The organism is Rhizobium sp. PAMB 3182, assembly GCF_052908355.1.
In genome coordinates this window covers 2,578,015-2,605,009 of sequence record NZ_CM128607.1, presented here as the reverse complement: position 1 = coordinate 2,605,009, position 26,995 = coordinate 2,578,015, and the positions used below count along the sequence as shown (strand labels likewise).

Sequence of the window (26,995 nt, the reverse complement as noted above, 5' to 3'; positions counted from 1 at the left end):
CAGGGCCTTACTTGGCCGCATCCTTGTCGGGTGCCGTGCGGGAATCGACGTCGACGACGACGCTGAGGCCCGCGCGCAGATAGCCCTTGTCGAGCGCTTCCTGCGGGATAGCGATGCGGACCGGAACGCGCTGGACGACCTTGGTGAAGTTGCCGGTGGCGTTTTCCGCGGGCAGCATCGAGAAGACGGAGCCGGAAGCCGGAGCCACGGAAGCGACCGTTCCGACCAGCGGCCGGTCTTCGAACGCGTCGACAGTGATGTTGACCTTCTCGCCCGGCTGCAGGTCCTCGATCTGGGTTTCCTTGAAGTTCGCCTCGATATAGAGGTCCTTGACCGGAACGAGCGAGGCAAGACGTGCGCCCGGCGATACGAGATCGCCCTTCTGGACGGCCATGTTGCCGATCACGCCGTCATAGGGTGCGACCAGGACCGTGAAGCCGAAATCGCGCTCGGCCTTGTCCTTGGTGAGGCTGAGGGACGCGAGCGAACTTGCGGCCTCGTCGCGCTGTGCCTTGAGAACGACGATATTGGCTTCGGCAGCGGCAATGTTGGCGTCGGCGCCGACAATGTTGGCCTTCGCCTGCTGCAGGGCCGTGGAGGCGGAGTCGAGCGTCGCCTGCGAGGCAAAGGACTGGGCTTGCAGCTTCGTCGCGCGTTCTGCACTCTGCTGCGCATTTTCAAGGGTTGCCTGAACGGCAAGCTTCTGCGCCTTGGCCTGTTCCAGCGAGGCTTCCGCCCCCTTGATCTGCGCGTCGATGCGCTTGAGCGACAGTTCCTGCGTGGCGATCTGCGCAGCCGCCTGCTTGGCAGCGATGGCGTAGTCTCCGTCATCGAGGGTGATCAGCGGCTCACCGGCCTTGACCAGCTGGTTGGCCTTGACGTTGACGTCTTTGACATAGCCGGTGACCTTCGGCGAGATGACGGCGATATCGCCCGCAATATAGGCATCGTCGGTCGAGATCATGAAGCGGCCATGGGTCCACCAGTTGTAGCCGAACCAGCCACCACCGGCCAGAAGCGCGACCAGCAGGACAGGCATGACCTTGCCCTTCAGGCCGCCCTTCTTCGTTGCGGCGGCAGGCGCCTCCGCCTTGGAAGCGTCTTCCGATCGCATTTCCGGGGTGGTCTCGGTGTTGCGGGCCTCCATGGCCTCGCTGACTTCGGCAACGTCTGCATCTTGCCCCGAGTCGCCCTGCAATTTGACGACACGTGCGGAGCGGGCATCCTTCATTGTGGACATCTCTCTAACCAACTTGAAAATGAATATGGCGATATCGAACTAAACTGTTCGGTTCGATTTGACATATAGATAAAAAAGTCGCATATCAAGAGCAAATCGAACCGCTTGGTTCGAAAAAGGTTAAGGTGCCGGGAAAGATGCACTCGTACAAAGATGAAACCGATATTTTGGCAAATGACGAACAGTTGTCCGGCCCTCACCGCAGGGCGGCCGGCGAGGATCCGGTCAAGCGCGAGCAAATTCTGGACGGCGCCAAGCGCGTGTTCATGAAGCTGGGCTTCAGCGCTGCAAGCATGAACGACGTGACCCGCGAAGCAGGCGTTTCGAAGGGCACCATCTACGTCTATTTCAAGAACAAGGAAGACCTGTTCGCCTCCCTCATTGAAAGGGAGCGTAGCAAGATGGCCGAATCCATGCGCCTCGCCCTTGCGGAAGAAGCAAATGTCGAAGATGCGCTTGCGGCATACGGCCGGACCTTCGCCTATCATTTCACGTCCGCGGACGTCATCCGCGCCATGCGCAGCGTCATCGGCGTGGTCGACAGCATGCCGGAGCTACCGCGCCGCCTTTTCGCCTGCGCGCCCCAGAATGCGCGAACGGTTCTCATGGACTATTTCGAGCATCAGGTTCGTGAAGGGAAGCTCGCGATCGACGACATTGAACTTGCATCCTGGCAGTTCATGGACCTGACGACCGGCAGCCTGTTCAAGCTGCGCATTTTCGGCGAGTTCAGCCAGGACGACGCCCATCAGCGCATAGACAAGATCGTGGACGGCGCCGTTCGGGTCTTCATGGCGGCCTACCGACCCAAATAACGGCTGGGATATTGCCGGCGACAGGACCGGACGACCTTGAAGCGGGGCCGTCCAGTTCCTACGTGCCGCGAAGTCTCAATCGGAACCATCGCCAATGGACGGTATCGTCATCCTTCTCCAGGACCCTGCCGCCTGGGTTGCCCTCATCACCCTCGTGGTGATGGAAGTCGTGCTCGGCATCGACAACCTGATCTTCATTTCGATCCTCACCAACAAGCTGCCGGAAGCGCAAAGACGCCCCGCCAGACGTGTCGGCATCGGCCTCGCGCTTGTCATGCGCCTTGCCCTACTCGGCACCGTCGCCTGGATCGTCAAGCTCACGACCCCGGTCTTCGAAGCCTTCGGACACGGGTTCTCCTGGAAGGACATGATCCTGATCGCCGGTGGCCTGTTCCTGGTCTGGAAAGCCACGAAGGAAATCCACCACACGGTCGACCCGGCCGACCACGAGACCGATTTCATCGCCAGCTCCGCGACATCCGGATTGTCGGCGGCCATCGTCCAGATCCTGCTCCTCGATCTGGTGTTCTCCGTCGACAGCATCATCACCGCCGTCGGCATGACCCCGCACCTGCCGATCATGGTCGCCGCCGTCGTCATTGCCGTCGCCGTCATGATGACAGCCGCGACCCCGCTTGCGAATTTCATCGAGAAGAACCCGACCATCGTCATGCTGGCACTGGCCTTCCTGCTGATGATCGGCATGACGCTGATTGCCGAAGGCTTCGGCGTCCACGTGCCCAAGGCCTACATCTACGCGGCCATGGCGTTTTCCGCTCTGGTGGAGGTGCTCAACATGTTCGCACGCCAGGCACGCCTGAAGAAAAAATAGCCCCTGCAAAACTCCACGGATATCAACCTGCGCCCGCCATTTCGGCGGGCGTTTTCATTTTTTGATCCAGTACAGCTGAATATTTTTAAGGAACAAAAACGCGTCCGGCAGGTTTCTTGGCCATGGCATTCACGAGAAAGGAACGAGCCATGAATAAGAAAACAATCGTTATTGCCGCTCTTCTTGCCACTGCCACGGCAACCACGACGTTCGCCGCAGATTCCGCGGTCACCGGCGCTGCCGGAGGAGCCGTCACCGGCGCCGTCGTTGGTGGTCCGGTCGGCGCAGCTGTCGGTGGCGTTGTCGGCGCCATTGCCGGCGTTGCCATCGACCCGCCGCCGCAGAAGGTCATCACCTATGTCGAGACGCAGCCCGCACCGCCGCAGCCGGTGGTCATCCAGCAGCCTGTCGTCGTCGGCAAGCCGATCCCGCAGACCGTCGTCCTGACGCCGGTTCCGGAAGATCCGACCTATTCCTATGCGTTCGTGAATGACCAGCGCGTCATTGTCGATCCGAACACCTACGTTGTCGTCGGCGTGTACTGACGATAGCGAGAGGCTGCAGGGCCCGCCCCCGCCCTGCAGCCTTTCTGCATTGAAGACCTGGAGAGGAAAATGACCGTCCCCGAACTGGAAACCGCCACGCAGACGGGCCTGATCGCCATCGGCATACTGACCGTTACGCTCAGCGCCTGGGCCATCGGCGCGGACAATCCTATCAAGCCGGAATTGCAGACCGCCACATCCGCTGCAGCCGGAATTCCGTCGGTCCCCGCGCGCAAGATGGCACCGGCCGTCAAGGTTCTGAGCCTGTCGCCAAGCCCCATCGAAAGCCGGCCTTCGGATCTGACCCGGGCCGAGCAGGATGTGCGGCGCATCGGTCCGCGTTTCCTCCAGGATCCCACAACTGCCATCGACTTCCAGCATCACCGCAACGTGCCGGTGATCGAGCTCGCCGGAGCCTGAATGCGGCCGCAACTTGGCCCCACCGCGCGGCGACCTTCGCCTTACCCTTGACGTGCCTGACTGAATATGGCCTAAGGCCTGCCGAACATACATGCGCCCGACGTGCGGCGATTGCGGCACGCTGGCGGCAATGATCACCGGAAACCGGCGCCGCGCTGCGGCCGACAAAAGTCGGCCTCATGTCAGCGGGGCCGATTTTGCATGTCAGCACAGGCACCTTGAAAAGATGACCACGTCCAACGTCCGCGTCCGCATTGCTCCTTCGCCCACCGGCGAACCCCATGTCGGCACCGCTTATATCGCGCTCTTCAACTATCTCTTCGCCAAGAAGCATGGCGGCGACTTCATCCTCCGCATCGAGGATACCGACGCCACACGCTCGACGCCAGAATTCGAGCAGAAGGTGCTGGACGCGCTGAAATGGTGCGGGCTGGAATGGAAGGAAGGCCCCGATGTTGGCGGCCCCTACGGCCCCTACCGCCAGTCGGACCGCAAGCACATCTACGGCGATTATGTCGAGAAAATCGTTTCCGCCGGTCACGGCTTCCGCTGTTTCTGCACGCCGGAGCGTCTGGACGAAATGCGTGCCGCCCAGCGCGCCGCCGGCCAGCAGCCGAAGTATGACGGCCGATGCCTCAACCTGACGGCCGAGGAAGTCACGAGCCGCATGGCCGCCGGCGAACCGTCCGTCGTTCGCATGAAGATCCCGACCGAAGGCGCCTGCGAATTCCACGACGGCGTCTATGGCGACGTTTCGATCCCGTGGGAATCGGTCGACATGCAGGTCCTGCTGAAGGCCGACGGCATGCCGACCTACCACATGGCGAACGTCGTCGACGACCATCTGATGAAGATCACCCACGTCGCGCGCGGCGAGGAGTGGCTGGCATCCGTGCCGAAGCACATCCTGCTCTATCGCTACCTGGGTCTCGAGCCGCCGGTCTTCATGCACCTGTCGCTGATGCGCAACGCCGACAAGTCGAAGCTATCGAAGCGCCGCAACCCGACCTCGATCTCCTACTACTCCGCGCTCGGCTACATGCCGGAAGCGCTGATGAACTTCCTCGGCCTCTTCTTCATCCAGATCGCAGAAGGCGACGAGCTGATGACGATGGACCAGCTGGCGGAGAAGTTCGATCCGGAAAGCCTCAACAAGGCCGGCGCCATCTTCGACATCCAGAAGCTCGACTGGCTGAACGGCCGCTGGCTGCGCGAAGGCATCTCGACCGAGGAGTTCGTCGGCCGCGTGCTGAACTGGGCACAGGAAAACGATCGCTTCATGGAGGGCATGAAGCTTGCCCAGTCGCGCATCGAGAAGCTCTCCGATCTGCCCGGCCTCACCGGCTTCCTGCTGAAGGGCGATCTCGGCCTGACGGCAGCCGACTTCGCCAACATCAAGAAGGTCCCGCTCGCCGACGTTCAGGTGATCCTGGAAACGGCGCAGGCCGATCTCGACAAGATCTTCGAATGGAACCAGGAAGCGATCGAAGCCGAGCTTCGCGCCATCGCCGACCGGATGGAGAAGAAGCTGCGCGACGTGCTCGCACCGCTGTTCATCGCCGTCTCCGGCTCGTCGCGTTCGCTGCCGCTGTTTGATTCCATGGCGATCCTCGGCCGCTCCGTGGTGCGCCAGCGCCTGAAACAGGCCGCCGTCGCCGTCAAGGCGGGCATCGAAGCGGACAAGAAGAACAACGGATAAGAATCATGACCGATCAGACCAAGGAAACCGCCCTCTCCTCCGACGTGACGGAGGTTCGCGCCCAGAAGCTGAAAATGCTTCGCGAGCAGATCGGCGACGTCTATCCGGCCCATTTCCATCGCACGATGAGCAATGCGGAACTGGTGGAAAAATATGCGGGCATCGAGCCGGACACTGAGACCGGTGACATCGTGACCGTCGCCGGCCGCGTGTACTCGTCGCGCAACTCCGGCATGTTCATGGACATCCGCGACGCCTCCGGCAAGGTGCAGATCTTCTCGCACAAGGACATGACCCCGGAAGAGGCTCGCGCGCTGCTGCCGATGATCGATCTCGGCGACATCATCGGGGTCAAGGGCGAAGTCCGCCGCACCAAGCGCGGCGAGCTGACGGTCAACGCCCATGAGATCACCATGCTGACCAAGGCGCTGCTGCCGATGCCGGAAAAGTGGCACGGCGTGTCCGACATCGAGACGCGCTATCGCAAGCGCCACCTCGACATCATGACCAATGACGACTCGAAGCTGCGCTTCCGCCAGCGCTCGAAGATCGTCTCCGGCGTCCGCCGCTTCATGGAGGAAGAAGGCTTCCTCGAAGTCGAGACGCCGATGCTGCATTCCGTCTATGGCGGCGCCACGGCTGAACCGTTCAAGACCCACCACAACACGCTGAAGCTCGACATGTACCTGCGCATCGCGCCGGAACTGTTTCTGAAGCGCACGCTGGTCTCGGGGCTGACGGACAAGGTGTTCGAGGTCAACCGCAACTTCCGCAACGAAGGTGTGTCGACACGCCACAATCCCGAATTCACGATGATGGAATGCTACTGGGCCTATGCCGACTATGAGGACATCATGGGCCTCGTCGAGCGCCTGTTCGGCCATCTGGCGATGAACATCCACGGATCGACGGAATTCCGCTACGGCGACAAGGACATCTCCTTCAAGGGTCCGTTCCGCCGCGTGCCGATGCCCGACGCCGTCAAGGACGTCACCGGCATCGACTTCCTGGCGATCAAGACCGACGAGGAGGCCCGCGCCGCCGCCAAGGCCGCCGGCTTCGAAGTCGAGAAGGACTGGACCTGGGGCGAGTGCCTTGCCTTCATCTTCGAGGAGAAGGTGGAAGGCACGCTGATCCAGCCGGCCCACGTCACCCACTTCCCGAAGGACATCTCGCCCTTTGCCAAGGAAGTGCCGGGCGAACCGCGCCTCGTCGAACGCTTCGAGACCTATTGCAATGCGTGGGAACTCGGCAACGCCTTCTCCGAGCTCAATGACCCGGAAGAGCAGCGTCGTCGCATGGTCGAGCAGCTCGAGCAGGCCCATGCCCGCGGCGAGAAGGAAAAGCAGCTCGACGACGAGTTCCTCGACGCCATCGACCAGGGCATGCCCCCGGCCGGCGGTCTCGGCATCGGCATCGATCGCCTCATCATGCTTCTGACCGATGCACCGTCGATCCGCGACGTCATCCTCTTCCCGGCCCGTCGCCAGAAGGCAGACTGAGCGGAATTATTTGCAAGATACATGAGAGCGGGTCGGTATCCCTCCGCCCCGCTCTCATGCCTGAAGCCTGCCCTAAAATCCGTTCGCCTGCGCGTTGAAATGGCGTCGGGATCAGTGACCGGCCGGTTTGTGGTCTCCTCCTTCTTCCTCCTCTGTATGCTTTACGAGCGGCTTTTCAGCCGAACCGTGCGGGTCTTCGCCGATACCGGCAGCACCCGTGACCGCCTCGGCATCGATTGCCGGCGCGGTTCGATGACCGTCATCCTCGACGGCTGCCTCGGCGTGCGTTTCCACCGGCTGCGATCCGTGGCCACCCTCTTCCGCGACGGCAGGCGCATGTCCTGCCTCCTGGCTTGCGGCATCATGCTTGGTATCGGCCGGCGCCTCTTCGGCAACCGTGGCATGCGCAGGCTCCCCGTGGCCGTCCGCGGCGGTTTCATGTCCTGTTGCGCTATCGCCGCCACCATGACCGGCATCGGCATTTTGGGTGGGTTTATCCTCGTGCCCGGTGGGCTCATCGTGCGCCACAACCGGCGCTTCGGCAGCAACGCCATGTCCGCCTGAATTCGTCTCTCCATGGCCTCCATCAGCCGGGCTCTCGCTGGCGACAGCCACACCGGCCTCGCCATGGCCGGCCGGGGCGGCCTCATGGCCGGTTTCCGCAGCAGCTGCAGCACCGTGCCCGCTGGCGCCCGCATCCCCATGGCCGCCGCCTTCGGCGTCATGGCTGGCGACTGCCTCGCTGCCCTCGCCATGACCGCCTTCCGCCGTACTGTCGGAACCAAGGCCAACCATGCTCAGCATCTTCGAGAAGAAGGACGGCTCCTCCGCTGACGCGACCGGCGTTTCGGAATCGCCGCCGCCATGGCCGCCACCGTCCTTCTGGTCGGAGCCGTGACCCTCGCCTTCAGGCGCGCTTTCCCCGTGATCGCCCTCCGACTTGCCACCGCCGCCATGGTCGGCGGCAGGGGCCGCGCCATGTCCGCCGCCGCCGGACTTCTTGTCGGCCTCTTCCGGATCGACACAGCCTTCGATCTTGTCGAACAGGGACGTGATCCTGTCGATCTCCTCCTTCGGCACGACGATCTTGTTGCCGTAGAAGTCGCCGTCGGCATTGGCCGTTCCATCGATATATTTCGCCGTGAAGCCCCCTTGCGCGTTGTAATCGGGGATCTTTTCGGGATGCGCGATGAAGACGACGTCCGCGCCGACCGCCCGGCCGCGCATCTCCGCCCGCTGTTCAGGACCGTGCTCGTCAAGCACGACCACCTGAACGAGGTCGGGGTGTTTCTCCTCGATGATGGCCTTGGCGACCCGCAGCGCCGTCTTGACGCGCATCGGCCCGTCCGTCGGCGCCGTCTTGATGAAGGCGCGAATCCAGTAGCGGTTGTCCTGCTTGATGTTGAATGTCTTGACGGGAGTACAGGCAAGACCGTTCAGCGTTTCCTCCGACGGTCCAAAGAACATTTCCTGATGGAGATAGACATAGGCAGCCGCGCTCGCGACACCACCGAGAAGCCCAAGACCTCCGATGATGAAGAGAACCTTCCGGGGAATCCGGAAAATGCGCAAGATGGCTTTCACGCCAACTGCTCCGTCATCAAACTCCACTCCAACGCGCAAAAATGGATAACCCACCGTATCCGTTTGGTGTTTCCGAATGCTTAAGGAGGCGTTGAAGGGATTGGTTGCCGTAACATTAACCCGGAAAAATCATCCGGGATGACCCGTCGGGCGGGAATGAGGCGGTGCGAGATGGCGTATCGGCAGCAAAAAGGCCGGAACGCATGACGCCCGGCCTTCAAAAATTCCATGGAGCGGGAAGCCCGTCAGGCGGCAGCGGCCTGCAGTTCCTTGCGAACGATGTCACGCAGGGAGCCGAGGTCCTTGGCGAAGGAGCGGATGCCTTCCGCCAGCTTCTCGGTAGCCATCGGGTCTTCGTTCATCATCCAGCGGAACGCCTTCTCGTCGAGCGAGACCAGCGGCTCGTCCTTCGCGTCCGAAGCAGAGAGGACCTTTTCCAGCTTGCCGTTGTCGGCAGCCAGCTCGTCCATCAGCTGCGGGCTGATCGTCAGGCGATCGCAGCCTGCCAGCGCTTCGATCTCGCCGGTGTTGCGGAAGGAAGCACCCATGACGATCGTGTTGATGCCGTTCGCCTTGTAGTAGTTGTAGATCGCCTTGACGGACACGACGCCGGGATCGGTTTCGGCGGTGTAATCCTTGCCCGTCGACTTCTTGTACCAATCAAGGATACGGCCGACGAAGGGCGAGATCAGGAATACATTGGCTTCGGCGCAAGCGATGGCCTGGGCCTTCGAGAACAGCAGCGTCAGGTTGCAGTCAATGCCTTCCTTCTGCAGCACCTCCGCCGCGCGGATACCTTCCCATGTGGAGGCCAGCTTGATGAGGATGCGGTCCTTCTCGATGCCGCGTTCCTTGTAAGCCGCGATGATCTGCCGGGCCTTGGCGATAGAGCCTTCGGCATCGAAGGACAGGTCGGCGTCGACTTCGGTCGAGACGCGGCCCGGGACCAGTTCGACCAGCTTCGCTCCAACGGAAATGGCGAGACGATCGGCCACCGCCGAAACGACAGCTTCGTCCTGGCCGCCCTGCTTCTTGCCCCAGCTGACCGCCTCTGCGAGCGTCTCGGCGAATGCCGGCGTCGAAAGCGCCTTCAGCACCAGGGTCGGGTTGGTCGTGCAATCGACAGGCTGCAGGCGGGCCACGGCTTCAAAGTCGCCGGTATCCGCCACCACCGTCGTCATTGCGCGCAGTTGTTCTAGCTTGGATGCCATAATCTCTCTCTTCCTGTTCGCGCCGTCTTTACTCAATAGCTAATGTCCCAAAAGGACGAGACAAGGGCAAAGGTGCGACAGCTGACTGCGATAGGCCGGACTATCACCGCGAGGACGCAAGAAAGTCAAGCGACATTTGTCCATCCATGTTGACATAAGTCGCAAATGCACGATTATCCCGGAAACTTCTTCGCGGCTCGCCCGCGGCTGTGAAATGAACGAGGACTCCGCAAAGTGGTCAAGCTGAGACGCGGCACCCATCAGGCCTATACCGAGACGGGATCCCTGCGGCTGCGCGCCGCCTGGCTCTATTACAATCAGGGCATGACGCAGAAGGAAGTTGCCGACCAGCTTTCCATCAGCCGCACCACGGTCATCCGCATGCTGGACGAAGCGGTCAAGCGCGGCGAGGTGCAGATCTGGATCAAGGAGGGCGTCGATGACTGCGTCGAGCTCGCCGTCAAGCTGGAGCGCCTCTATGGCCTCGACGAAGCCCTCGTCGTTCCCTCCCCGGCCAAGGCGAGCGCCGATGCCATCGCCAAGAATGTCGGCCTGGCGCTCGGCCAGTTTCTGTCGGAAGTGATCACCGACAACTGCACCATCGGCACCGGCTGGGGCCGCACGATGACGGCCTCGCTGGCGAGCTTTCATCCGCCGCGTCGGGAAAACTGTCGCGTCGTCTCGCTTCTGGGTGGTGTCGTCGCCGTCCACCTCAACAATCCGATCGACTACACTTGGCAGCTCGCCAGCCAGCTCGGCGCCGAATGCTACATGTTCCTGTCGCCGCTCCTGGTCGATTCCCCCGAGACCCGCCGCAGCCTCATCGAGGAATGCGGACTGGCGGAAATCTATCGGCTCGCAGAAGAACTCGATCTGGCGATCGTCAGCTGTGGCGATATCGGCCCGCATTCGACCTCCCAGTCCGAGCGCTTCATCACCGAGAAGGACCGGGAGGAGCTGATCGCTGCCGGATGCGTCTGCGACACGATGTTCAACTTCCTCGATGCCGAGGGCAATTCCATCGACCATCCGCTGAACCGTCGCGTCATGGCCGTCGGCCTCGACAGCATCCGCAAGGCGAAGCATGTCGTGCTTGCTTCGGGCGGCGCCAGACGCGCCCAGGCAATCCGTGCCACCATCAAGCGCATCGGCTGCAATACGCTGGTGACCGACGAGGCTGCCGCGCGCGGCCTTCTGGCGCTAGCGGAAAAAGACGAAGCAGCCTGAACCCTGACGGTTAGCCGGTCTCCGACTGCGCCGCTTCCCAGCCGAGGATCGCCCGCTTGCGGGTCAGCCCCCAGTGATAGCCGGTCAGCGCCCCGCCCTTGCCGAGCGCCCGGTGACAAGGGACCACGAAGGAGATCGGATTACGGCCGATTGCGGCCCCGACGGCCCGCGACGCCTTCGGCTGGCCAATGTCGCCGGCGACGTCCTTGTAGGTCACCGCCTTGCCGAAGGGGATCTTCAACAGGCTCTCCCAGACGCGGATCTGGAAATCGGTCCCGATCAGCACGACGCGCAGCGGCTGCTCGCCGGTCCAGGCGGACGGATTGAACACGCGGGCGGCATAAGGCGCCGTCGCACTCGAATCCTCAACGAACCGCGCATTCGGCCAACGCCGCGCCATGTCGTCGAAGCAGTCTCTCTCCCCGCCCGCATCGGCAAAAGCAAGCCCGGCAAGGCCGCGGTCGGTCACGAAGATCAAGGCCAGGCCGAATGGAGACGGATGATAGCCGTAGCGCATGACCAGACCGCCACCCCTCGCCTTCCATTCCCCCGGCGACATCGCCTCATGCGTGACGAACAGGTCGTGCAGGCGGCCCGGTCCGGAGAGGCCGAGCTCGATCGACGTCTCCAGAAGCGGCATGCCCTCGTCGCCGAGCAGCCGCTTGGCATTGTCGAGCGTGACCGCCTGCAGGAAGGCTTTCGGCGAAAGCCCCGCCCAGCGCGTGAACGTCTTCTGCAATTGCGTCGGCGACTGTTTGAGGCGCACCGCGATCGCCTCCAGTGACGGCTGTTCCTGATACTCTTCCGTCAGCATTTCGATGACGCGGCAGACAGTCTCATAGTCTGTTCCGTCCGGCGTGATGTCCTGCGCCTTCGCGATCTTCATGGTCATGGCAAATCTCCTGATCGTGTCCGATCAGACCACGGCCTGGCCTTGCCAGCCACCCGATTCCTGCAAAGATGAAAAAAGCTCAAAGCCGCCGCTTCACGGTCGCCAGCGCCCCCTTGAAAGCCTTGGCAAAGCTCTCGCGGTCCTCCGGATTGAGGCAGGAGCCGATATCGGTTGCCCGTCCCTCGCCGCTCACATGCATCGACAGGATGCCGAACTCCTCGTGCCGGTCGACGCGGAATTTCGCCCAGAACGGATTGAAGCGGTATTGGGCGCGCATCCGGCCCGATGGCGCAAACTTGCGGATCGAAAGATCGGTGCGTGACACGCTGACCTCCTCGCGCGCCCGGCCGGAGCGGTAGCTCAGCCAGAAGGCGCCGTAGAGCAGCAGGAAATCGAGCCCGCAGAACATCACCACCGGCCAGGCGCCGGTCGTCATGAAGAGAGCCGCCTGCAGCGCCAGCATGGCGAAAGTCAGGGTCAGGAGCACCCTGAACCCTTTGCCGCCAAGCGAGCGATAGGGCATGAGCACGGCCGCAAAGACCGGCTGTTCGTTCACATTTTCCGCGTTGCTTTCCATCGTCGGGGCTGACTATAGAGGATTCATGGCAAAATCGTCTCCCAAATCCAGCACCCAAGCGACCCAAAAGTCAACGGCACGCAGAATCACAAAGCCGCGACGGCAGTTGACTGCCTATTCCCGCACCGAGCTTGAGGAGATTTTCCGCCGGTTTTCGATCCAGCGTCCGGAACCGAAAGGCGAACTCGCCCACGTCAATCCCTTCACGCTGGTCGTCGCCGTGGCGCTCTCGGCGCAGGCAACCGACGTCGGCGTCAACAAGGCGACGAAGGAACTTTTCAAGATCGCCGACACGCCGCAGAAAATGCTCGACCTCGGCGAAGAACGGCTGATCGGCTACATCAAGACGATCGGCCTCTTCCGCAACAAGGCGAAGAACGTTATCGCCCTGTCGAGAAAGCTGATCGACGACTTCGGTGGCGAGGTGCCACGGACGCGAGAGGAGCTGGTCACTCTTCCCGGCGTCGGCCGAAAGACGGCCAACGTCGTGATGTCCATGGCCTTCGGCATTCCGACCATTGCCGTCGACACACACATCCTCAGGATCGCCAACCGGATCAAGCTGGCACCGGGCAAGACGCCGGACCAGGTCGAGGACGTCCTGGAAAAGATCATTCCGAAGGAATACCTCTTCCACGCCCACCACTGGCTGATCCTGCATGGCCGTTACTGTTGCAAGGCGCGCAAGCCCGAATGCGAGCGCTGCGTCATCGCCGACATCTGCAAGTCGCCGGAAAAGACCTGCGACATCCCGGCGCCGCTCGTCGAGCTACCCAGCCAGATCATCGAGTGATTGCCGGGAAAGACGGATCCTTGCGGCTCAGCAGCTTGTGCAGATGCACCATCATGCCGGCCGCAAACAGCGGCGTCAGCAGGTTGACGATCGGCACGGCCAGGAAGGCGGCGATCAGCAGGCCGGCGAGAAACACCGTGGAGCCGTGCTTGGCCCGGAACTGCCGCGCCTCATTGTGGGTCCGGAAACGCGTGGCGGCGAATTCGAAATACTCCCGCCCCAGCAGATAGCCGTTGACGACGAAGAAGGCGACCAGGTTGACGCCCGGGATGAACAGCAACATGAGCGCAAACAGGTTGCCGAGAATGACGATGCCGAGGAACTTGACGGAACTCAGGATCGCATCGCCGAGCGGCATGGCCGTGCCGGGCGTGTCGGTCGGGTAGTCGCGCTGCTCGACCACCTCCGCGACATCGTCGAGAAACAGCCCGGCAATCAGAGCCGTCACTGGTGAAATCAGCAAGGCAAACGACAGTGCCAGACCGATGCTTGCGAGAATGCCGAACACGAAGGCGAGCCAGCCGGCCCAGTCGGGAATGCCGGGCAGGAAGCTCTCGATCCAGGGCAGTGCATAGGCCATGAAGCTCTCGCGCACCGCAAGCCACAGGGCCGCAAGCACCAGCACCGTCAGCCCGAGCACTTTCCAGAAGACGCCGCGCGTCTCGGATGCGAGCAGATTGACAAGGCCCAGCCTGGCCGCCTCGAGGATCATGGTCCGTCTCCTGTCTTCGTGTGGGTAACCCTCATCGATGAACGCCATGTAGGCATGCCGGTTCCCTCAAGCAAGAAGGCCCGCGGTAAAGCGGGCCTTTGCAACGGGAAACGGCGTGGCATCGCAACCGATATCAGGCCGCGCGCTCCTTGAGCACCGCGTCCAGCTTGCCGAGCAGTTGACGGGAGAGGGCGTCGCCGCTCTGCGCGCCCCGCGCCAGCACCAGCCGGGCCGCTTCGTAATCCGGCGGATCGGTGCGGAATGCGTAAAGCTCGCCGAGCGCCGGAAAGACCGCCTGTTCGCCCATCTCATAGGCCTTCTCCAGCCACTCGCGGGCGCCCTTGATGTCGACCGATCCGCCGGTACCGCTCATCATGAACCGGCCGAGATTGACCATCGCGATCGTATGCCCCTTCTGGGCGGCCTTCTTGAACCACTGGCGGGCACGCGCGTTGTCGAGCGGCGTCAGCCGGCCGAGCGTATACTGGATCGCCAGCTGGAACTGCGCTGCGACATCGCCGGCTTCGGCACCCTTTTCGAGCCAGGCGATGGCCTCGAAGGGATCTGGCGCAACGTCAACGCCCTTGGAATAGCGCTGCACCAGTTCGCGGCAGGCGCGGTGATGTCCCATGCGGCCAAGCGAGACCAGCCAGCGCATGCCCATCTGCCGGTCGCGATCCTTGTGCTCGGGATCGAGGTAGTACTTGGCGAGTTCCTCGATGGAAACCTGATGGCCCTTCATCGCGGAGGCGACGAGGATGCGAAGGCCCGTCTGCACGTCGCCTTCCTTGCTGTGCCCCTGCAGCATGAGGACCGCCAGATAATGGCGCGCGGTCATGTTGCCGGCGTCTGCGGCAAATTTCAGGTGGCGTTCGGCCTTCTCGTAGTCCGGATTGCCGACCTTGCCGCTGGCAATCAGCGTGCCGATCCCGAGATTGGCCTCGACATTGCCGGCATCCGCGGCCTTGGAATACATGATCCAGGCGGTGCGGTAATCCACCTCGCCACCGATGCCGGAGGCGCAGAGGTATCCGGCAAGTGCCATGCCCTCGATGCTGCCGGCCATGGCGGCGCGCGTGGCGTAGAGCCGCGCTTCCGTCGGGCGCGCTTCCAGGTCTTCCAGCTCGGACTGCAGCAGGTTGGCGGCAGCCCCCTTGTAGGCCGGCACGTTCGGCTGCATCAGGTAGAGCCGCGCCAGCCGCACCATGGCGCGCGCATGCCCCGCGTCGGCCGCCTGCCTGGCCCAGTGACGGGCGCGGCCGATATCGGCAATCACGCCCTTGCCACTCTCGTAGAGCTTGGCGAGTTCGTAAGCTGCGTCGCGATGGCCATGCGAACCGATCCGGCTCAAAAGCCGAGCGCCCTGCACGAGTTCGCCCCTGCGGATATACTTGCACGCACGCTTGAACATAAAATTGTCGAGGAAGGTCATCTTCCGCACGAAAAGATCCATCATGGTTCTCGCATTCCTTCAGTCAATGCAGGGCTTGCGCGCTCGAACAGATAGCCCGCAAGCGTTCTCTTGCCGACGACGATGTCGGACGTCAGCGTCATGCCCGGAACGAGCCCGTAGCCGTCAGGCCTCGAATCAAGGTTCGGGCTCTCCAGGTCGATCTTGACCAGATAGACGGCCTTGCCGTTGCTGTCGTTGTTCTTGCCGACGGTGACGCTGTCGGCAGACAGCGACCGCACGGAGCCCTTCAGTCCGCCGTACTTGGCGAATGGCCAGGCATCGAGCTTCACTTCGACTTCCTGGCCGGGATGGACGAAGCCCTGTTCCAAAGTCGAGATCTCGGCCTCGACTTCCAGCTTCGCGTCGGACGGAACGAGGATGAACATCTTCTGCGCGGTCTCGACGACCGAGCCGACGGAGATGTCGCCGACCTGCAGCACGATCGCGTCCTGCGGCGCTCGCATCTCGATCAGCTCATGCCGCTTGTCCGCCTTGGAGAGCTGTTCCATGGCGGAGTTCAGTTCGCCCTGCTGCTTGACGAGCTGCTGCATGGCGTCCGAACGCCACTGCTGGACATAATTGTCCCGCGCCGCCTTGGCGCTCTCGAGGTCGTTGGCGCTGGTTGAAAGCTGCCCCTGAATCCCGGCGATCTGCCGCTCGAGTTCCAGGCGGTTGTCCGACACCTGCAGCAGTTCCATCTTGCTGATCGCCTGCCGTTCGACCAGCGACGCCTTCATCGCCTCTGTCTGCTTGAGGATATCCAGCCGCTGGCCGAAGAGATGCAGTTCCGAGGAAAGCTGCCTGCGCAGCGCTTCGATGGCCGCCACCTTGCCGTTCAGGTTGGTGATGGCGGAATCGTATTGCGACTTGCGGGCGCTGTAATAGCGCTGCTGCAGTTCGGTGAAGAGGTCGTTGCCAAGCGGCCGGTACGGACGCCCGTCGACTTCGTCGTAAAGCCGTTCGATTTCCGCCTTCAGCGCCCCGACCTGCCGCCGCCACGAGGTGGCGTCGGCTTCAGAGAAGGTCGGATCGAGGGTCGCGAGAATCTCGCCCTTGTTGACCCGCTGGCCTTCGCGCACATGGATTTCACGGACGATCGACGTTTCGATCGGCTGGATGACGACGTGCGGGGCTTCCGAGATGATGCGCCCGGTCGACGACACGACGCGTTCGATCGGAATGAGGATCGACAGGAGAATGGCGACGCCGACAAAGGCCGCGACGACGGTCACGGTCATCCGCGCAGCCTTCGGAATGGCTGCGTTCAGGATTTCCGCACTGTCCGATATGAACTCCGAGGCCGCATTCTGCGACGCATCGGCATCGTCAGGCAACAGCGTTAAGGCCTTGAACATTGCTCTTTGCATCCATCATCATGTGGCGGTTCTGCTGGTTCCACAGATACCGGTAATCGGGGGACCGCTTCATCAGGTCGCCATGCAGGCCCGAATCCCTCAAGCGTCCGCGTTCGAACATCAGGATCTGGTCGCAGTTGACGAGCGAAGACAGGCGGTGGGAAATCATCAGAACCGTGCGCCCGCGGGCGATCTCGTTGAGATTGCCCATGATGATCGCCTCGCTGTCGGGATCGAGCGCGCTGGTCGCCTCGTCGAAGACAAGAATGGGCGGATTGGAGATCAGCGCCCGGGCGATCGCCAGGCGCTGGCGCTGGCCGCCGGATAGGTTGGTCGCGCCTTCTTCCAGCATGGTATCGTATCCACGCGGCAGCCGCTCGATGAACTCGTCGGCACCGGCAAGCTGCGCGGCGGCGATCATCTCTTCCGGCAGCGCATCCGGCTTTCCGGCGGTGATGTTGTCGCGGATCGAGCCCTTGAACATGAAGCTTTCCTGCAGCACCACGCCGACATTGGAGCGCAGGTGGTAGAGGTCGATTTCCTTCAACTCGACGCCGTCCATGCGGATAAGACCGCCATAACTGGCGTGGAGGCCCTGCAGGAGCCGCGTCACCGTCGTCTTGCCCGAACCGCTCCGGCCCATGATGCCGACGACCTCGCCCGGCTTCACGCGGAAGCTGATCTGGTCGAGCGCCGGCTGCGAACCGCCGGCATAGGTGAAGCGCACGTCCTCGAATTCGATCTCGCCCTTCAGCACGGGGCGCACGCCGCTGCCGGAAGCGCGCTCCGCCGGACGGTTAATGATCGATCCGACCTGCTTCAATGCCGCCCGGGCCTCTTCAAGCGGCTGCATGAGCGCAGCCAGCTGCACGATCGGCTGGGTCGCGCGCTGGGCAACCATGGTGAAGGCGACCAGCGTTCCGGTCATCACCGCACTGTCCGACGAGATTGCGAGATAGGCGCCGATGCAGAGCGAGCCGGCATAGATCAGCTTTTCGAGCGGTGCCAGCAGCGTCTGCGGCTGGTTGGCGAGGTTAAGCAGTTCCGTCTGCGAGCGGACGGATTCGGCGACCCGCTGATCCCATTCGCGCCGCTTGCGGCCTTCCAGCGCCATCGACTTGATCGTGCGGATGCCGTTGATCGTCTCGATCAGCATGGAGGTGCGCTGATGTTCCGACTTCATCACCCGCGCATAGGCCTTGCGGATCGGCCCCATGTAGATGACCAGCACCAGCGACATCATGGCGGCGATGCCCAGCACCCAGAAGGACAGGACGGGCGACAGCAGGAACATGGCCGGGATCAGCACGATCAGCGACAGAAGATCGAGCATCGTGCCGAACAGCTGGCCGGTGATGAAGGCGCGCACGCGCTTGGCCTCGCCCAGCCGGTGAACGATCTCGCCGGTCGGGTTCTGTTCGAAGAATTCGATCGGAAGACGCGACAGGCGGTTGAAGATGTAGAGGTTGAGGCGGACGTCGATGCGCGCGGTCGCCACCGCCGACATCATTCGCTTGAGGTAGCTGAGCGCCATGTCGAAGACCAGCACGACGCCGATGGCGATGACCATCATCATGAGCGTCGAGATGCGATGATGGACGAGAACCTTGTCGATGACGACGAGGTAGAGGATCGACGGCACGAGCGACAGGACGCCGAGCGACATGGCGGCGATCAGGATGTCCCGGAACAGCCGGCGCTCCTTGAACACCTGGCGCGTCATCCAGCTGAAATTGAACTCTTCCGGATCTTCCTCGTCGAAATGGTGGAGAACCGGCGCCTTCTTGAAGAGGACGACACTGCCGTCCCAAACCTGTTCCAGGCGCACCTGGTCGACGGCGACCTTGCCGTGAACGGCATCGTTGGGATCGCGCAGCACCACCTGCGGCGTGACCGGGTCGTTCAGATACTGATCGAAGACGAGAAGCGTGCCGTCACGAAGGCAGATGATCGCCGAAATGCTCTGGTCGAGCTGGCTCAGCACGCGCCAGGTGACCTTCAGCACTCGGCTCTTCATGCCGTGTTCCTTGGCGATCTCGGCAAGCGCCGGCAGTTCCGGCAAACGCCCCGAATCGGAAAAATCGCGCTGTATCTGCTCGAGGGAAAGCGACAGGCCCAGTTTGCGTCCGGCAAGCACCAGTGCCTTGAAGGGGGAACTCACCGAGCGGTCTGCTGTCGGATCCCGATCCGTTTCACTCATTCTGGACTACCTCTAGGCGTCTTCCGGAAGGAAAACAGGGAAAAGAGAGAGGGCATCCTGCCCATTTGGGTTCGACCCTATGTGTGGAAGCTTTCGCGATGCTGGATTCTCCGCCGTTTTTGTGCGCTACCTGCAATTCGGGCGCGCACGTCAGCGCCACGCAACATTGCCGCGGGATAAGCGCGGGGAAAGCGGACAGCATTTTCGGGAGCCGATGAGAAAGCCGGTCATCATTCACTGGGGCATTTCCAGCTTCTTCGGCTGGGGAATCTACGGTCTCAACCTCGCCCTCAACTGGTCGGCCGACCCGGATTTCGAGCCGGTCTGCTCGCTGCCGCTCCGGGGCGACCAGATCGCCGTTGATCCCCTGCGCCAGCAGGCGCTGTCGCCGTTCTTCAAGGCGTCCATCGACTTCGTGAAACGGCTGGAAGACCGCGCCGGCAAGCCGACCAGCGTCAACGCACCGGTTCTCGTCGGCCTCGGCAACGATTTCCAGACGATGCCCGGCGCCCATGGCGTGATGCTGCAAGGCGCACCGAACCTCGGCGTCGTCTTCTTCGAAGTGCCGCAACTGTCCGACGACGTGCTTGAGCGGGCCCGGTCCTTTCCGCTGATCGTCACCGGCTCGACCTGGAACGAACGGATTCTGCGCGCCTACGGGCTCACCAATGTGAAGACGGTCATCCAGGGCATCGACCAGACCCTGTTCCATCCCGCCCAGAAGCAGGGCGTCTTGAAGGATCGCTTCCTCGTCTTCACCGGCGGCAAATTGGAGCGGCGCAAGGGGCAGGACCTCGTGGTCGCCGCCTTCGCGCGCTTTGCCAAACGCCATCCCGACGCGCTGCTGGCCGCGGCCTGGCACAGCCCCTGGCCGCAGCTGGCCAAAAGTTTGGACGAAAGCGGCATGGCCGCGCCCCTGCCATTCACACCCGAAGGCAAGGTCGACCAGACCGCCTGGACCGAGGCGAACGGCATCGCCCGCAACCAGTTCCTCGATCTCGGCGCCATCCCGAATGCGCTGATGGCGCCGGTCCTGCGCGAGATGGATGTGGCCGTCTTCCCCAATCGGTCGGAAGGCGGCACCAATCTCGTCGCCATGGAGGCGATGGCCTGCGGCGTGCCGGCGATCCTGTCGGCCAACACCGGCCATCTCGACCTGATCGACGGCAACAACTGCTACGCGCTGGAAAAGCAGGCACCGGTGGACGGTAGCGGTGGCGGCGTCGGATCGGTCGCCGGCTGGGGTGAAAGCGATGTCGAGGAAATCGACGATATGCTGGAGCGCGCCTATCGCGATCGGGCAGACGCCCGCCGGCGCGGCGATCGCGGTGCGGCCAAGCTTGCCGGCTACTCCTGGTCGCGCACCGCCGACCAGATGAAGGCGATCGTCAGCGGCTATCTCTGAGCGGAAAGCCAGCCCTTCGCGATATCCGCGGCAGCGGTAATCGTGGGGGCGAATTCGCCCGGCCGCGTCTGGCGGCAGAGCGTCATTGACGGATACCAGGGCGTACCGTCCCGGTCCGTCATCCAGCGCCAGTCGGCCGCCGCCTTCAACAGCGCCACGCTCGGCACGCCCAGCGCCCCGGCAAGGTGCAGCGGCGCCGTGCAGACCGATACAAAACCGGCAAGATTGGCCATGATACCGGCCGTGTCGACAAATGCGTCCGCTCCGGCATCGAAGTCCGGTCCCGGATGCTCCAGCACAAAATCCAGCCCTCCGACCTTCCAGCCCGAGGGCGTGTCGGCCCGCTCCAGCATGCCTGCCGCCAGCTTCTGCAGGGCGATCAGCCGCACATCCGGCAAGTCGGCGAAAGGTGCAAGCTCGCGAGGTCCGGTAAGGCTGCGCCCACGCTCGACCGGCGAGTTCGGATTGCCCTTCCACACGAAGCCCAGCGCTTTCGCACCGCCATCAAGCCGCAGCGTCTTGCGCCAGTGAAGGACGCGCTCCGGCTCGGCGGTCAGATGGAACCGGGCGGCCGGGATGCTGCCGGGCGTCAGTTGCAGGCGATGCGGCAGGCCGAGCAGCGGCGACTGCAGGTCGATGGCCCCGGGATCTTCGCTTTCGCCGACGATAGTGTCGAAGCCCTGAACCCTCGACAGGAGCCTTACAAGCTTGTCCGGGACCTGAAGGACGAGCCGGCCGACAAGCGAGCGCGCCAGCGGCAACAGTTTCACGAACTGGATGGTGTCGCCGAGGCCCTGCTCCGCATGCACGAGCAGCGTCTTGCCGGGATAGGGCCGACCGTTCCAATCGGCAATCTCGGTGTGACGCGGTCTCGCCGGGAACTTCTCCGTCCGCCAGCGCCATTCGTACTGGCGGAAGCCGGCCGAAAAGTCGCCGGCCCTGAGCAGCGCCAGCGCGAGATTGTAGCGTGCCTCGGCAAGCTCCGGATAGGCGGCGACGGTCCGGCGCAGCATGTCGATGCCAGCGTCTAGGTCGCCGGTTTCGACCAGCGCATTGCCGAGATTGTGCATCGCCGTCTTGTGGCGCGGATCCAGACCGAGCGCGGTGTGATAGGCGGCAATGGCCGCGTGATGATCGCCGCGCCCGACCTCGGCGATACCGAGATTGGCATAGACCTCCGCCGTCGCATTACCGGCGGCAATCGTCTTTTGATAGGCGGCTATCGAATCCTCGAACCGGCCGGCATCCGCCAGCGCGTTGCCGTAATTGAACCACACCTCGGGCTGCGCGGTCTCTGACGCAGTCAATCTCTCGAAGAACGCGAGGGCGCCGGCGAGATCACCTGAAGAACGCCTGGCCGAGGCGGCCAGACGCAGCGCGTCGGGATGGTCGGGTGCTTCACTAAGCAGCGCTTCATAGATATCTAGAGCCGCCGGGAAATCACCTGCCGTGTGCAGATCGAAGGCGCGCTTCAATAGTGCGCTATCGTCTTCACGGCCCGTCATCGCCGCCACTCCGCAAAGCTCTTCAGCGCCGTCGCCGCCTTGTCCGCGACGCTGTCCCAGTCGCCCATCTTCGGCTGGCGAATGAGCCTGAGCTTCGGGTACCACGGGCTGTCGGAGCGGTCACGCATCCAGCGCCAGTCGGCATTGTATTTCAACAGCCCGAAGGTCGGCAGGCCTTGGGTTGCGGCGAGATGCAGAGACGAGGTGCAGGACGAAATGACGAGATCAAGGGCCTGCATTGCCGCCGCCGTGCTGGCAAAATCACCGAGCGTTTCGCCCGGCGCCTCGATGCGATCGGCAAACGGAACGTCGCGCAGCTGGTCGAGACCGTCGCGAAACTGCAGCGCCACGAAATGCATGTCCGGAAGCTCGAAAAGCGGCGCGAGACTTTTCAGCGGCGGCGAGCGGCCATTGTCGGCCCGCGCGTTCGGATTGCCCTGCCAGACGAGGCCGACGCGAAACTTGCCCTTGCCGCCGAACGTTGCGCGCCACCGTTCCACGGCATTCCCGTCAACGGCAAAGGGCACGGGCGGCGGCAGCGTTTCGAGCGTCGTGCCGAAGACGAGGGGCAGGCTGAGCATCGGAATCTCGAAATCCGCCGACGGCACCGGATCGACGCCCTGCCGGATGATCGTCATGGTCTCCGTGCCCGGCAGCGCCTTAAACAGCGGGATCAAGGGCTCGCGCAATTCGAGGATCACGCGCCCGGCCATGCCGCAGGCCTGGACGACAAACCGGGCAAACTGAATCTGGTCGCCGAACCCCTGTTCGCCATGCACGAACAACACCTTGTCGCCGACCGGCTCGCCCCGCCAGCGCGGAATTGCCAGCTTCCGGTCCTTCATCTCGAGCCCGAAAAAGCGGTGCTCGTAGTCCTTGAAGCCTGCCGGCAGATTGCCCTTCTGCAGATAGGCATGCGCCCGGTCGATGAGCGTCTCCGTATCGCCCGGCGCCAGCGCCAAAGCCTTGTTGAAGGCATCAATCGCTGCGTCGGTCCGGCCGACATCCTTCAGCGCATTGGCGAGGCCGCGATGCGACTTGGAAATCTCCGGCCTGAGAATAATCGCCCGCTCGTAGGCGGCGATCGCCTCGGCGAAGCGGCCATCGTCGCGCAACAGGTTGCCGAGCGTCATCTGCGCTTCCGCCGTCTCCTTCTCGGCGAGGCACCCGCGCAACATCGCCTCGGCTTCCGCCACCATGCCGAGATTGCGCAGTGCGATGGCGAAGTTCGTGCGGAACTCGCGGGTCTTCAGCCCCTTCTCCTGTGCCTTCAGGAAGAAGAGATGAGCGCGTGCGAAATTCTGCGTCTCCAGCGCCATCGCGCCCAGCATGTGCAGGGCTTCCGGCTCCGTTCTCGGCTTGCTGAGGAGAGCGGCATAACCCTTGCGCGCCACCGCCGTCTTTCCGGCCACATGGGCGCGGATGGCGGCGGCAAATTGCTCGCGCTCGCTTGCGGCCGGTGCTGTCGCCTCCGGCTCGGCCTGCGCGCGGAACAGGACCGAGCGGTCGCCACGGACCAGTTTTTCGAGCTCGGCGGCAAGACGGCCGACCGCACCGGCAAAGGGCGAGGCCGGGGTTTCGCCGGCAACCTGCCGGAACAGCCGCGCCGACGGATACCAGGGCGAATCCGAACGGCCGCGCAGGAACCGCCACTCCGCTTTCGCCTTCAAGAGGATCCACACCGGCTTGCCGAGCGCGCCCGCCAGATGGGCCGTCGCGGTATCCGAGGTGACGATCAGATCAAGGTTCATCATCATTGCCGCAGTATCGGCAAAGCCGTCCGGCCCGCTGTCGAAGTCCTTGGGCGGCTGGTCCACGGCAAAGCGGCCGGCAAGTGCCGCGATCTGCTCCTCGCCCGGCCCTTTCTGCAGCGCGATCAGCCGCACGCCGGGGACCTCAGCCAGCGGCTCAAGGGTCGCAAGCGGGAAGCTCCGCCCGCGGTCCACCTTCGGATCCGGATTACCCTGCCAGACGATGCCGACCCGGAAGCCGGGCTTTTCATTCAGCCATTCGGCCCAGCGCGTCTGCCGCTCATCATCCGCCGTCAGGTAGCTTGGATAGCTCGGTATGGTTTCGACCCGCGTCCCGCAACGCAGCGGCAGGCTCATCATGAAGGCGTAGTAATCGGTCGCCGGAAACCGGTCGCCTTCGCGCACGACACCGTCGACGCCCTTCGCACCGGCCATCAGCGCGGCGATCTTGCCCCGGCAACCGACGAAGACCTTGGCGGCGCCGCGTTCTTTCAGAACCGCGGCATAGCGCACGAACTGGAAGGCATCGCCGAACCCCTGTTCGGCCAGAAGAAGAAAGCTCTTGCCCGCCGGGTCCTCGCCCGTCCACTCGGCAAGCTTCGGCCGCGTCGCGCCGAGACCGAGCACGCCGACATTCAGCCGCTCCTCGTAGAGCGGCAGGCCGGCGGTGAGATCGCCACTGTTCATCAGCGCCATGCCGAGCGCCATCTTCGGATCGGGGTACCCGGGCCGGATGTCGATTGCCCGGCGGAAGCAGAAAATGGCCTCCTCTTCATGGCCGGCATCCATTTCACTGACGCCGAGGTTGGACCAGGCTTCCGCATTTCCGGGCTTTGCCGCCACCGCCTGGCGCTGCAGCCAGACCGCGATATCCGGTTCGCCGTGATTACGCTCGTGGACGCCGAGATTGTTCCAGGCATCGGAATTGGCGGGATCCGCTATGATCGCCCGTTCCCAGGCCCTCGCCGCCTCCTCGGTCCGGTCGAGCGCCAGGAGCGCCGCCCCCCACTGGACCAGGAGCTTGCTGTCCTTCGGCGCCAGCCGGCAGGCCTTTGCAAGCGCCCGCTCCGCCTCGTCCGGCCGCTCGATCGCGGTACAGGCATTGGCATAGGCGGAAAGCACCGCGAGGTTGTCCGGGTGATGGGCAAGCAGCGCTTTTGCCCGCGATAGCGCCCCTTCCGCGTGGCCGGCGGCAATTTCCCTACGAACGAGCGACAAATGCGATGGAATATGAGCCGGATCGACCTTCAGCGCGAAGACCAGCGCACGCTCCGAATCCCGCAGAAAACCGGCACTGTCGAGGGCAATGGAAAGATTGCTCCAGAAATCCGTGACCGCCGGCGCGAGCGCCAGGGATTGCAGCGCCAGGGGCAGGCAAGCGAGCGCTGTCTCGCGACTGCGGCCTCCGGCTTCCAGGTCCGCCATGGCCGTCAGGTTGAGAAGCTGTGCCGACCGTCCGCGCCGCGCCATCAGGTGACGGTAGAGCCTAGCAGCGCCTGCGAAATCACCGCGCCGGTTGACGGCGATCGCCTGTTCCAGCGCCACGGTGCCCGGATCCGGATCGATCGGCTGCGGCGCTTCGGCAAGCGCCTTGAGGTCCGCCGCGACCCGCGCCATGACGTCGGCCCAGTCGCCCTGTGTCTCCTGTCGGAAAAGGCGCATGGTCGGATACCAGGCCGTCAATTCGCCGGAGAGACCCCAGCGCCAGTCGGGAGCGGCCATCAGCATGAGCCAGACCGGCCGCCCCATCGCGCCCGCCAGATGGGCAATCGCGGTATCGGATGTGATGACGATGTCGAGCGATGCGATGAGACCGGCCGTATCAAGAAAGGCATCCGGTCCGGTATCAAAATCTGGACCGGGTTTCAGGAGGCGCAAAGCGTCGGGAACCGGCTGATCCGCACCCGATCCCTTCTGCAGCGAGATGAACTCCACGGCTTCGCCGAGCGCGCCGAGCGCCACGAACTGTTCAAGCGGCACCGATCGTCCGCGCTCGGTCGCCGCATTCGGATTGCCCTGCCAGGACAATCCTATCCTGAGCGGCCTTGCCGTACCCTCTGGGCGCTCGGGAAAGGCCGCCCATTTGTCCTTGCGCTCGGGCTCGGCGGAAAGATAGGGAAAGCCGCCATTCGGCTGATCCGGCTGCAAACCGAGCAAACCCGGCAGGGACATCAGCAGCACTTGATAATCGTGTGTCGGCAGCGCCGCCGCGCCGTCTGCGATGAGCTGAAACCGCTCGGGATTGTCGCGAAATGCCGGAAAGGTCCTGAGCAGCGCGTGCAGCTGCGGCTGGCAGACGAAGATCACCTTTTCCGCCCGCTCACCGATCAGCGGCAAAAGGCGAATAAACTGAATTGTATCACCCAGCCCCTGTTCGTGCAGGACAGCGATCGTCTTGCCGGTCAGATCCTCGCCACGCCAGAGCGGCGCCTCGGAAACGGTCGCGCGTGTTGGCTGCGGCAAAACCGCGACGCGCTTTTCATAATCGGGCCAGGCCTCGCTCCACCGGCCGAGCAAGAGTTTCGTCCAGGCGATGTTATAGGCGAGCGCGGGGAAGGTCTCCGGGTTGAGCGCCCCCCCTTCCAGCGCGGCCAGCGCCTCCGTCACACGACCGAGATTGCGCAGGCAGACGGCTCCGTTGATGATGGCCCCCATATGGCGCGGATCGGCCGAAAGCGTCTGGCGGTAATGCTCGACCGCCTCCTCGTTCCTGCCCTGGCGCTGCAGCAGGACGCCGAGATTATAGCTCGCCTCGTGTTCTTCCGGACGGAGGACAAGCGCCCGACGCAAGTGCTGTTCCGCTTCCGCGCTCCGGTCCAGCTGCAGGAGGATATGTCCCATCTGGGTGAGAAGGGCGGGATTGTCCGGGAAGGCGGAAAGGGCCTCCTCGCAGGCCGCCGCGGCCTTCTGCCAGTCGCCGCCGCGCGTCAGCGCCAGGACGAAATTGACACGGGCGCCGAGACTGCGTGGCGCGAGCGCGACAGATCGCTCTCCCGCGGCGATCGCGGCGGCAACATCGCCGGTAGACAGGAACGGCAAGACCATGTTCTGATGAATGGCGGCATTGTCGGGTTCCAGCTCCGCTGCCTTTTGCAGAACCGCGATGCCGTCCTCGGAGCGGCCGGAAAGATGCAGGGCGAGGCCGAGATAATGATGCACGTCGGCGTCGTCGGGGTTGTCATCCGCAAGCGCCTGAAGGTTCGCCACGGCCTCGGCCGCCTTGCCGGCGCCGATCAGCTTCACACAATCCTGCAGGGCGCCTTGAACCGCCACCGTC

Annotated in this window: 20 protein-coding genes; 9 read left to right on the top strand and 11 right to left on the bottom strand. The window is 63.4% G+C overall.

The genetic code is table 11. The features are described from left to right. Positions 1-7: 7 nt before the first annotated feature. Positions 8-1,240, bottom strand: coding sequence for an HlyD family secretion protein (locus tag ACU5AZ_RS12625; protein ID WP_446822711.1), 1,233 nt, complete (start codon positions 1,238-1,240; stop codon positions 8-10). A 167-nt stretch (positions 1,241-1,407) separates the two neighbouring features. Here ACU5AZ_RS12625 and ACU5AZ_RS12620 point away from each other — a divergent pair, with 167 nt between their 5' ends. The 6 genes from ACU5AZ_RS12620 to lysS all read left to right on the top strand — a co-directional run bounded on the left by ACU5AZ_RS12620 (position 1,408) and on the right by lysS (position 7,053). After that, entirely contained in the window at positions 1,408-2,055 is a 648-nt protein-coding gene (locus ACU5AZ_RS12620) for a TetR/AcrR family transcriptional regulator C-terminal domain-containing protein (protein ID WP_446822710.1), read from the top strand. 94 nt (positions 2,056-2,149) lie between these two features. Further along, complete coding sequence (locus ACU5AZ_RS12615; protein WP_446822709.1) at positions 2,150-2,887, top strand: TerC family protein; 738 nt, start codon at positions 2,150-2,152, stop codon at positions 2,885-2,887. Positions 2,888-3,036: 149 nt separating this feature from the next. Then, entirely contained in the window at positions 3,037-3,432 is a 396-nt protein-coding gene (locus ACU5AZ_RS12610; protein ID WP_446822708.1) for a DUF1236 domain-containing protein, read from the top strand. 69 nt (positions 3,433-3,501) lie between these two features. Continuing rightward, on the top strand, positions 3,502-3,852 hold the full coding sequence (locus ACU5AZ_RS12605) for a hypothetical protein (RefSeq protein ID WP_446822707.1): 351 nt from the start codon (positions 3,502-3,504) through the stop codon (positions 3,850-3,852). Positions 3,853-4,078: 226 nt separating this feature from the next. Beyond that, on the top strand, positions 4,079-5,551 hold the full coding sequence (gene gltX / locus ACU5AZ_RS12600; protein WP_446822706.1) for a glutamate--tRNA ligase: 1,473 nt from the start codon (positions 4,079-4,081) through the stop codon (positions 5,549-5,551). A 5-nt stretch (positions 5,552-5,556) separates the two neighbouring features. Beyond that, positions 5,557-7,053 (top strand): lysine--tRNA ligase, encoded by a 1,497-nt coding sequence (gene lysS / locus ACU5AZ_RS12595; RefSeq protein ID WP_446822705.1) that lies wholly within the window; start codon positions 5,557-5,559, stop codon positions 7,051-7,053. 111 nt (positions 7,054-7,164) lie between these two features. Here lysS and ACU5AZ_RS12590 read toward each other — a convergent pair whose 3' ends face one another. Together ACU5AZ_RS12590 and tal are read right to left on the bottom strand one after the other, a co-directional pair. Continuing rightward, positions 7,165-8,637 carry a hypothetical protein gene (locus tag ACU5AZ_RS12590; protein WP_446822704.1) on the bottom strand — a complete coding sequence of 491 codons (1,473 nt, stop codon included), beginning with the start codon at positions 8,635-8,637 and terminating at the stop codon, positions 7,165-7,167. A 245-nt stretch (positions 8,638-8,882) separates the two neighbouring features. Beyond that, positions 8,883-9,848, bottom strand: a complete 966-nt coding sequence (tal, locus tag ACU5AZ_RS12585; protein WP_446822703.1) for a transaldolase — start codon at positions 9,846-9,848, stop codon at positions 8,883-8,885. 234 nt (positions 9,849-10,082) lie between these two features. Between tal and ACU5AZ_RS12580 the strand changes: the two genes are divergently transcribed. Continuing rightward, positions 10,083-11,075 (top strand): sugar-binding transcriptional regulator, encoded by a 993-nt coding sequence (locus ACU5AZ_RS12580; protein ID WP_446822702.1) that lies wholly within the window; start codon positions 10,083-10,085, stop codon positions 11,073-11,075. A 10-nt stretch (positions 11,076-11,085) separates the two neighbouring features. Here ACU5AZ_RS12580 and ACU5AZ_RS12575 read toward each other — a convergent pair whose 3' ends face one another. Beyond that, positions 11,086-11,967 (bottom strand): methylated-DNA--[protein]-cysteine S-methyltransferase, encoded by an 882-nt coding sequence (locus tag ACU5AZ_RS12575; protein WP_446822701.1) that lies wholly within the window; start codon positions 11,965-11,967, stop codon positions 11,086-11,088. 79 nt (positions 11,968-12,046) lie between these two features. Beyond that, positions 12,047-12,544, bottom strand: a complete 498-nt coding sequence (locus ACU5AZ_RS12570) for a DUF2244 domain-containing protein (protein ID WP_446822700.1) — start codon at positions 12,542-12,544, stop codon at positions 12,047-12,049. Between the two features lie 25 nt (positions 12,545-12,569). Here ACU5AZ_RS12570 and nth point away from each other — a divergent pair, with 25 nt between their 5' ends. Continuing rightward, positions 12,570-13,337 (top strand): endonuclease III, encoded by a 768-nt coding sequence (nth, locus tag ACU5AZ_RS12565; RefSeq protein ID WP_446822699.1) that lies wholly within the window; start codon positions 12,570-12,572, stop codon positions 13,335-13,337. On the opposite strand, the gene ACU5AZ_RS12560 is transcribed toward nth, so the two are convergent. The 4 genes from ACU5AZ_RS12560 to ACU5AZ_RS12545 all read right to left on the bottom strand — a co-directional run bounded on the left by ACU5AZ_RS12560 (position 13,327) and on the right by ACU5AZ_RS12545 (position 19,057). Next, positions 13,327-14,049 carry a sulfate transporter family protein gene (locus ACU5AZ_RS12560; protein WP_446822698.1) on the bottom strand — a complete coding sequence of 241 codons (723 nt, stop codon included), beginning with the start codon at positions 14,047-14,049 and terminating at the stop codon, positions 13,327-13,329. The two genes, nth and ACU5AZ_RS12560, sit on opposite strands and share 11 nt — an antisense overlap. 133 nt (positions 14,050-14,182) lie before the next feature. Beyond that, on the bottom strand, positions 14,183-15,505 hold the full coding sequence (locus ACU5AZ_RS12555; protein ID WP_446822697.1) for a tetratricopeptide repeat protein: 1,323 nt from the start codon (positions 15,503-15,505) through the stop codon (positions 14,183-14,185). Continuing rightward, positions 15,502-16,857 (bottom strand): HlyD family type I secretion periplasmic adaptor subunit, encoded by a 1,356-nt coding sequence (locus ACU5AZ_RS12550; protein ID WP_446822696.1) that lies wholly within the window; start codon positions 16,855-16,857, stop codon positions 15,502-15,504. Before ACU5AZ_RS12550 ends, ACU5AZ_RS12555 begins: the two co-directional genes overlap by 4 nt. Then, positions 16,829-19,057, bottom strand: a complete 2,229-nt coding sequence (locus ACU5AZ_RS12545; protein ID WP_446822695.1) for a peptidase domain-containing ABC transporter — start codon at positions 19,055-19,057, stop codon at positions 16,829-16,831. Before ACU5AZ_RS12545 ends, ACU5AZ_RS12550 begins: the two co-directional genes overlap by 29 nt. A 214-nt stretch (positions 19,058-19,271) precedes the next feature. Here ACU5AZ_RS12545 and ACU5AZ_RS12540 point away from each other — a divergent pair, with 214 nt between their 5' ends. Beyond that, the gene (locus ACU5AZ_RS12540; RefSeq protein WP_446822694.1) at positions 19,272-20,462 is read left to right on the top strand and encodes a glycosyltransferase family 4 protein; all 1,191 of its coding nucleotides are present in this window, start codon (positions 19,272-19,274) and stop codon (positions 20,460-20,462) included. On the opposite strand, the gene ACU5AZ_RS12535 is transcribed toward ACU5AZ_RS12540, so the two are convergent. Both ACU5AZ_RS12535 and ACU5AZ_RS12530 read right to left on the bottom strand, forming a co-directional pair. After that, a complete protein-coding gene (locus ACU5AZ_RS12535; protein WP_446822693.1) occupies positions 20,453-21,967 on the bottom strand; it encodes a tetratricopeptide repeat protein in 1,515 nt (504 codons plus the stop codon). The genes ACU5AZ_RS12540 and ACU5AZ_RS12535 overlap by 10 nt on opposite strands. Beyond that, positions 21,964-26,991 carry a tetratricopeptide repeat protein gene (locus ACU5AZ_RS12530; RefSeq protein WP_446822692.1) on the bottom strand — a complete coding sequence of 1,676 codons (5,028 nt, stop codon included), beginning with the start codon at positions 26,989-26,991 and terminating at the stop codon, positions 21,964-21,966. Before ACU5AZ_RS12530 ends, ACU5AZ_RS12535 begins: the two co-directional genes overlap by 4 nt. Between the last annotated feature and the right edge of the window lie 4 nt (positions 26,992-26,995).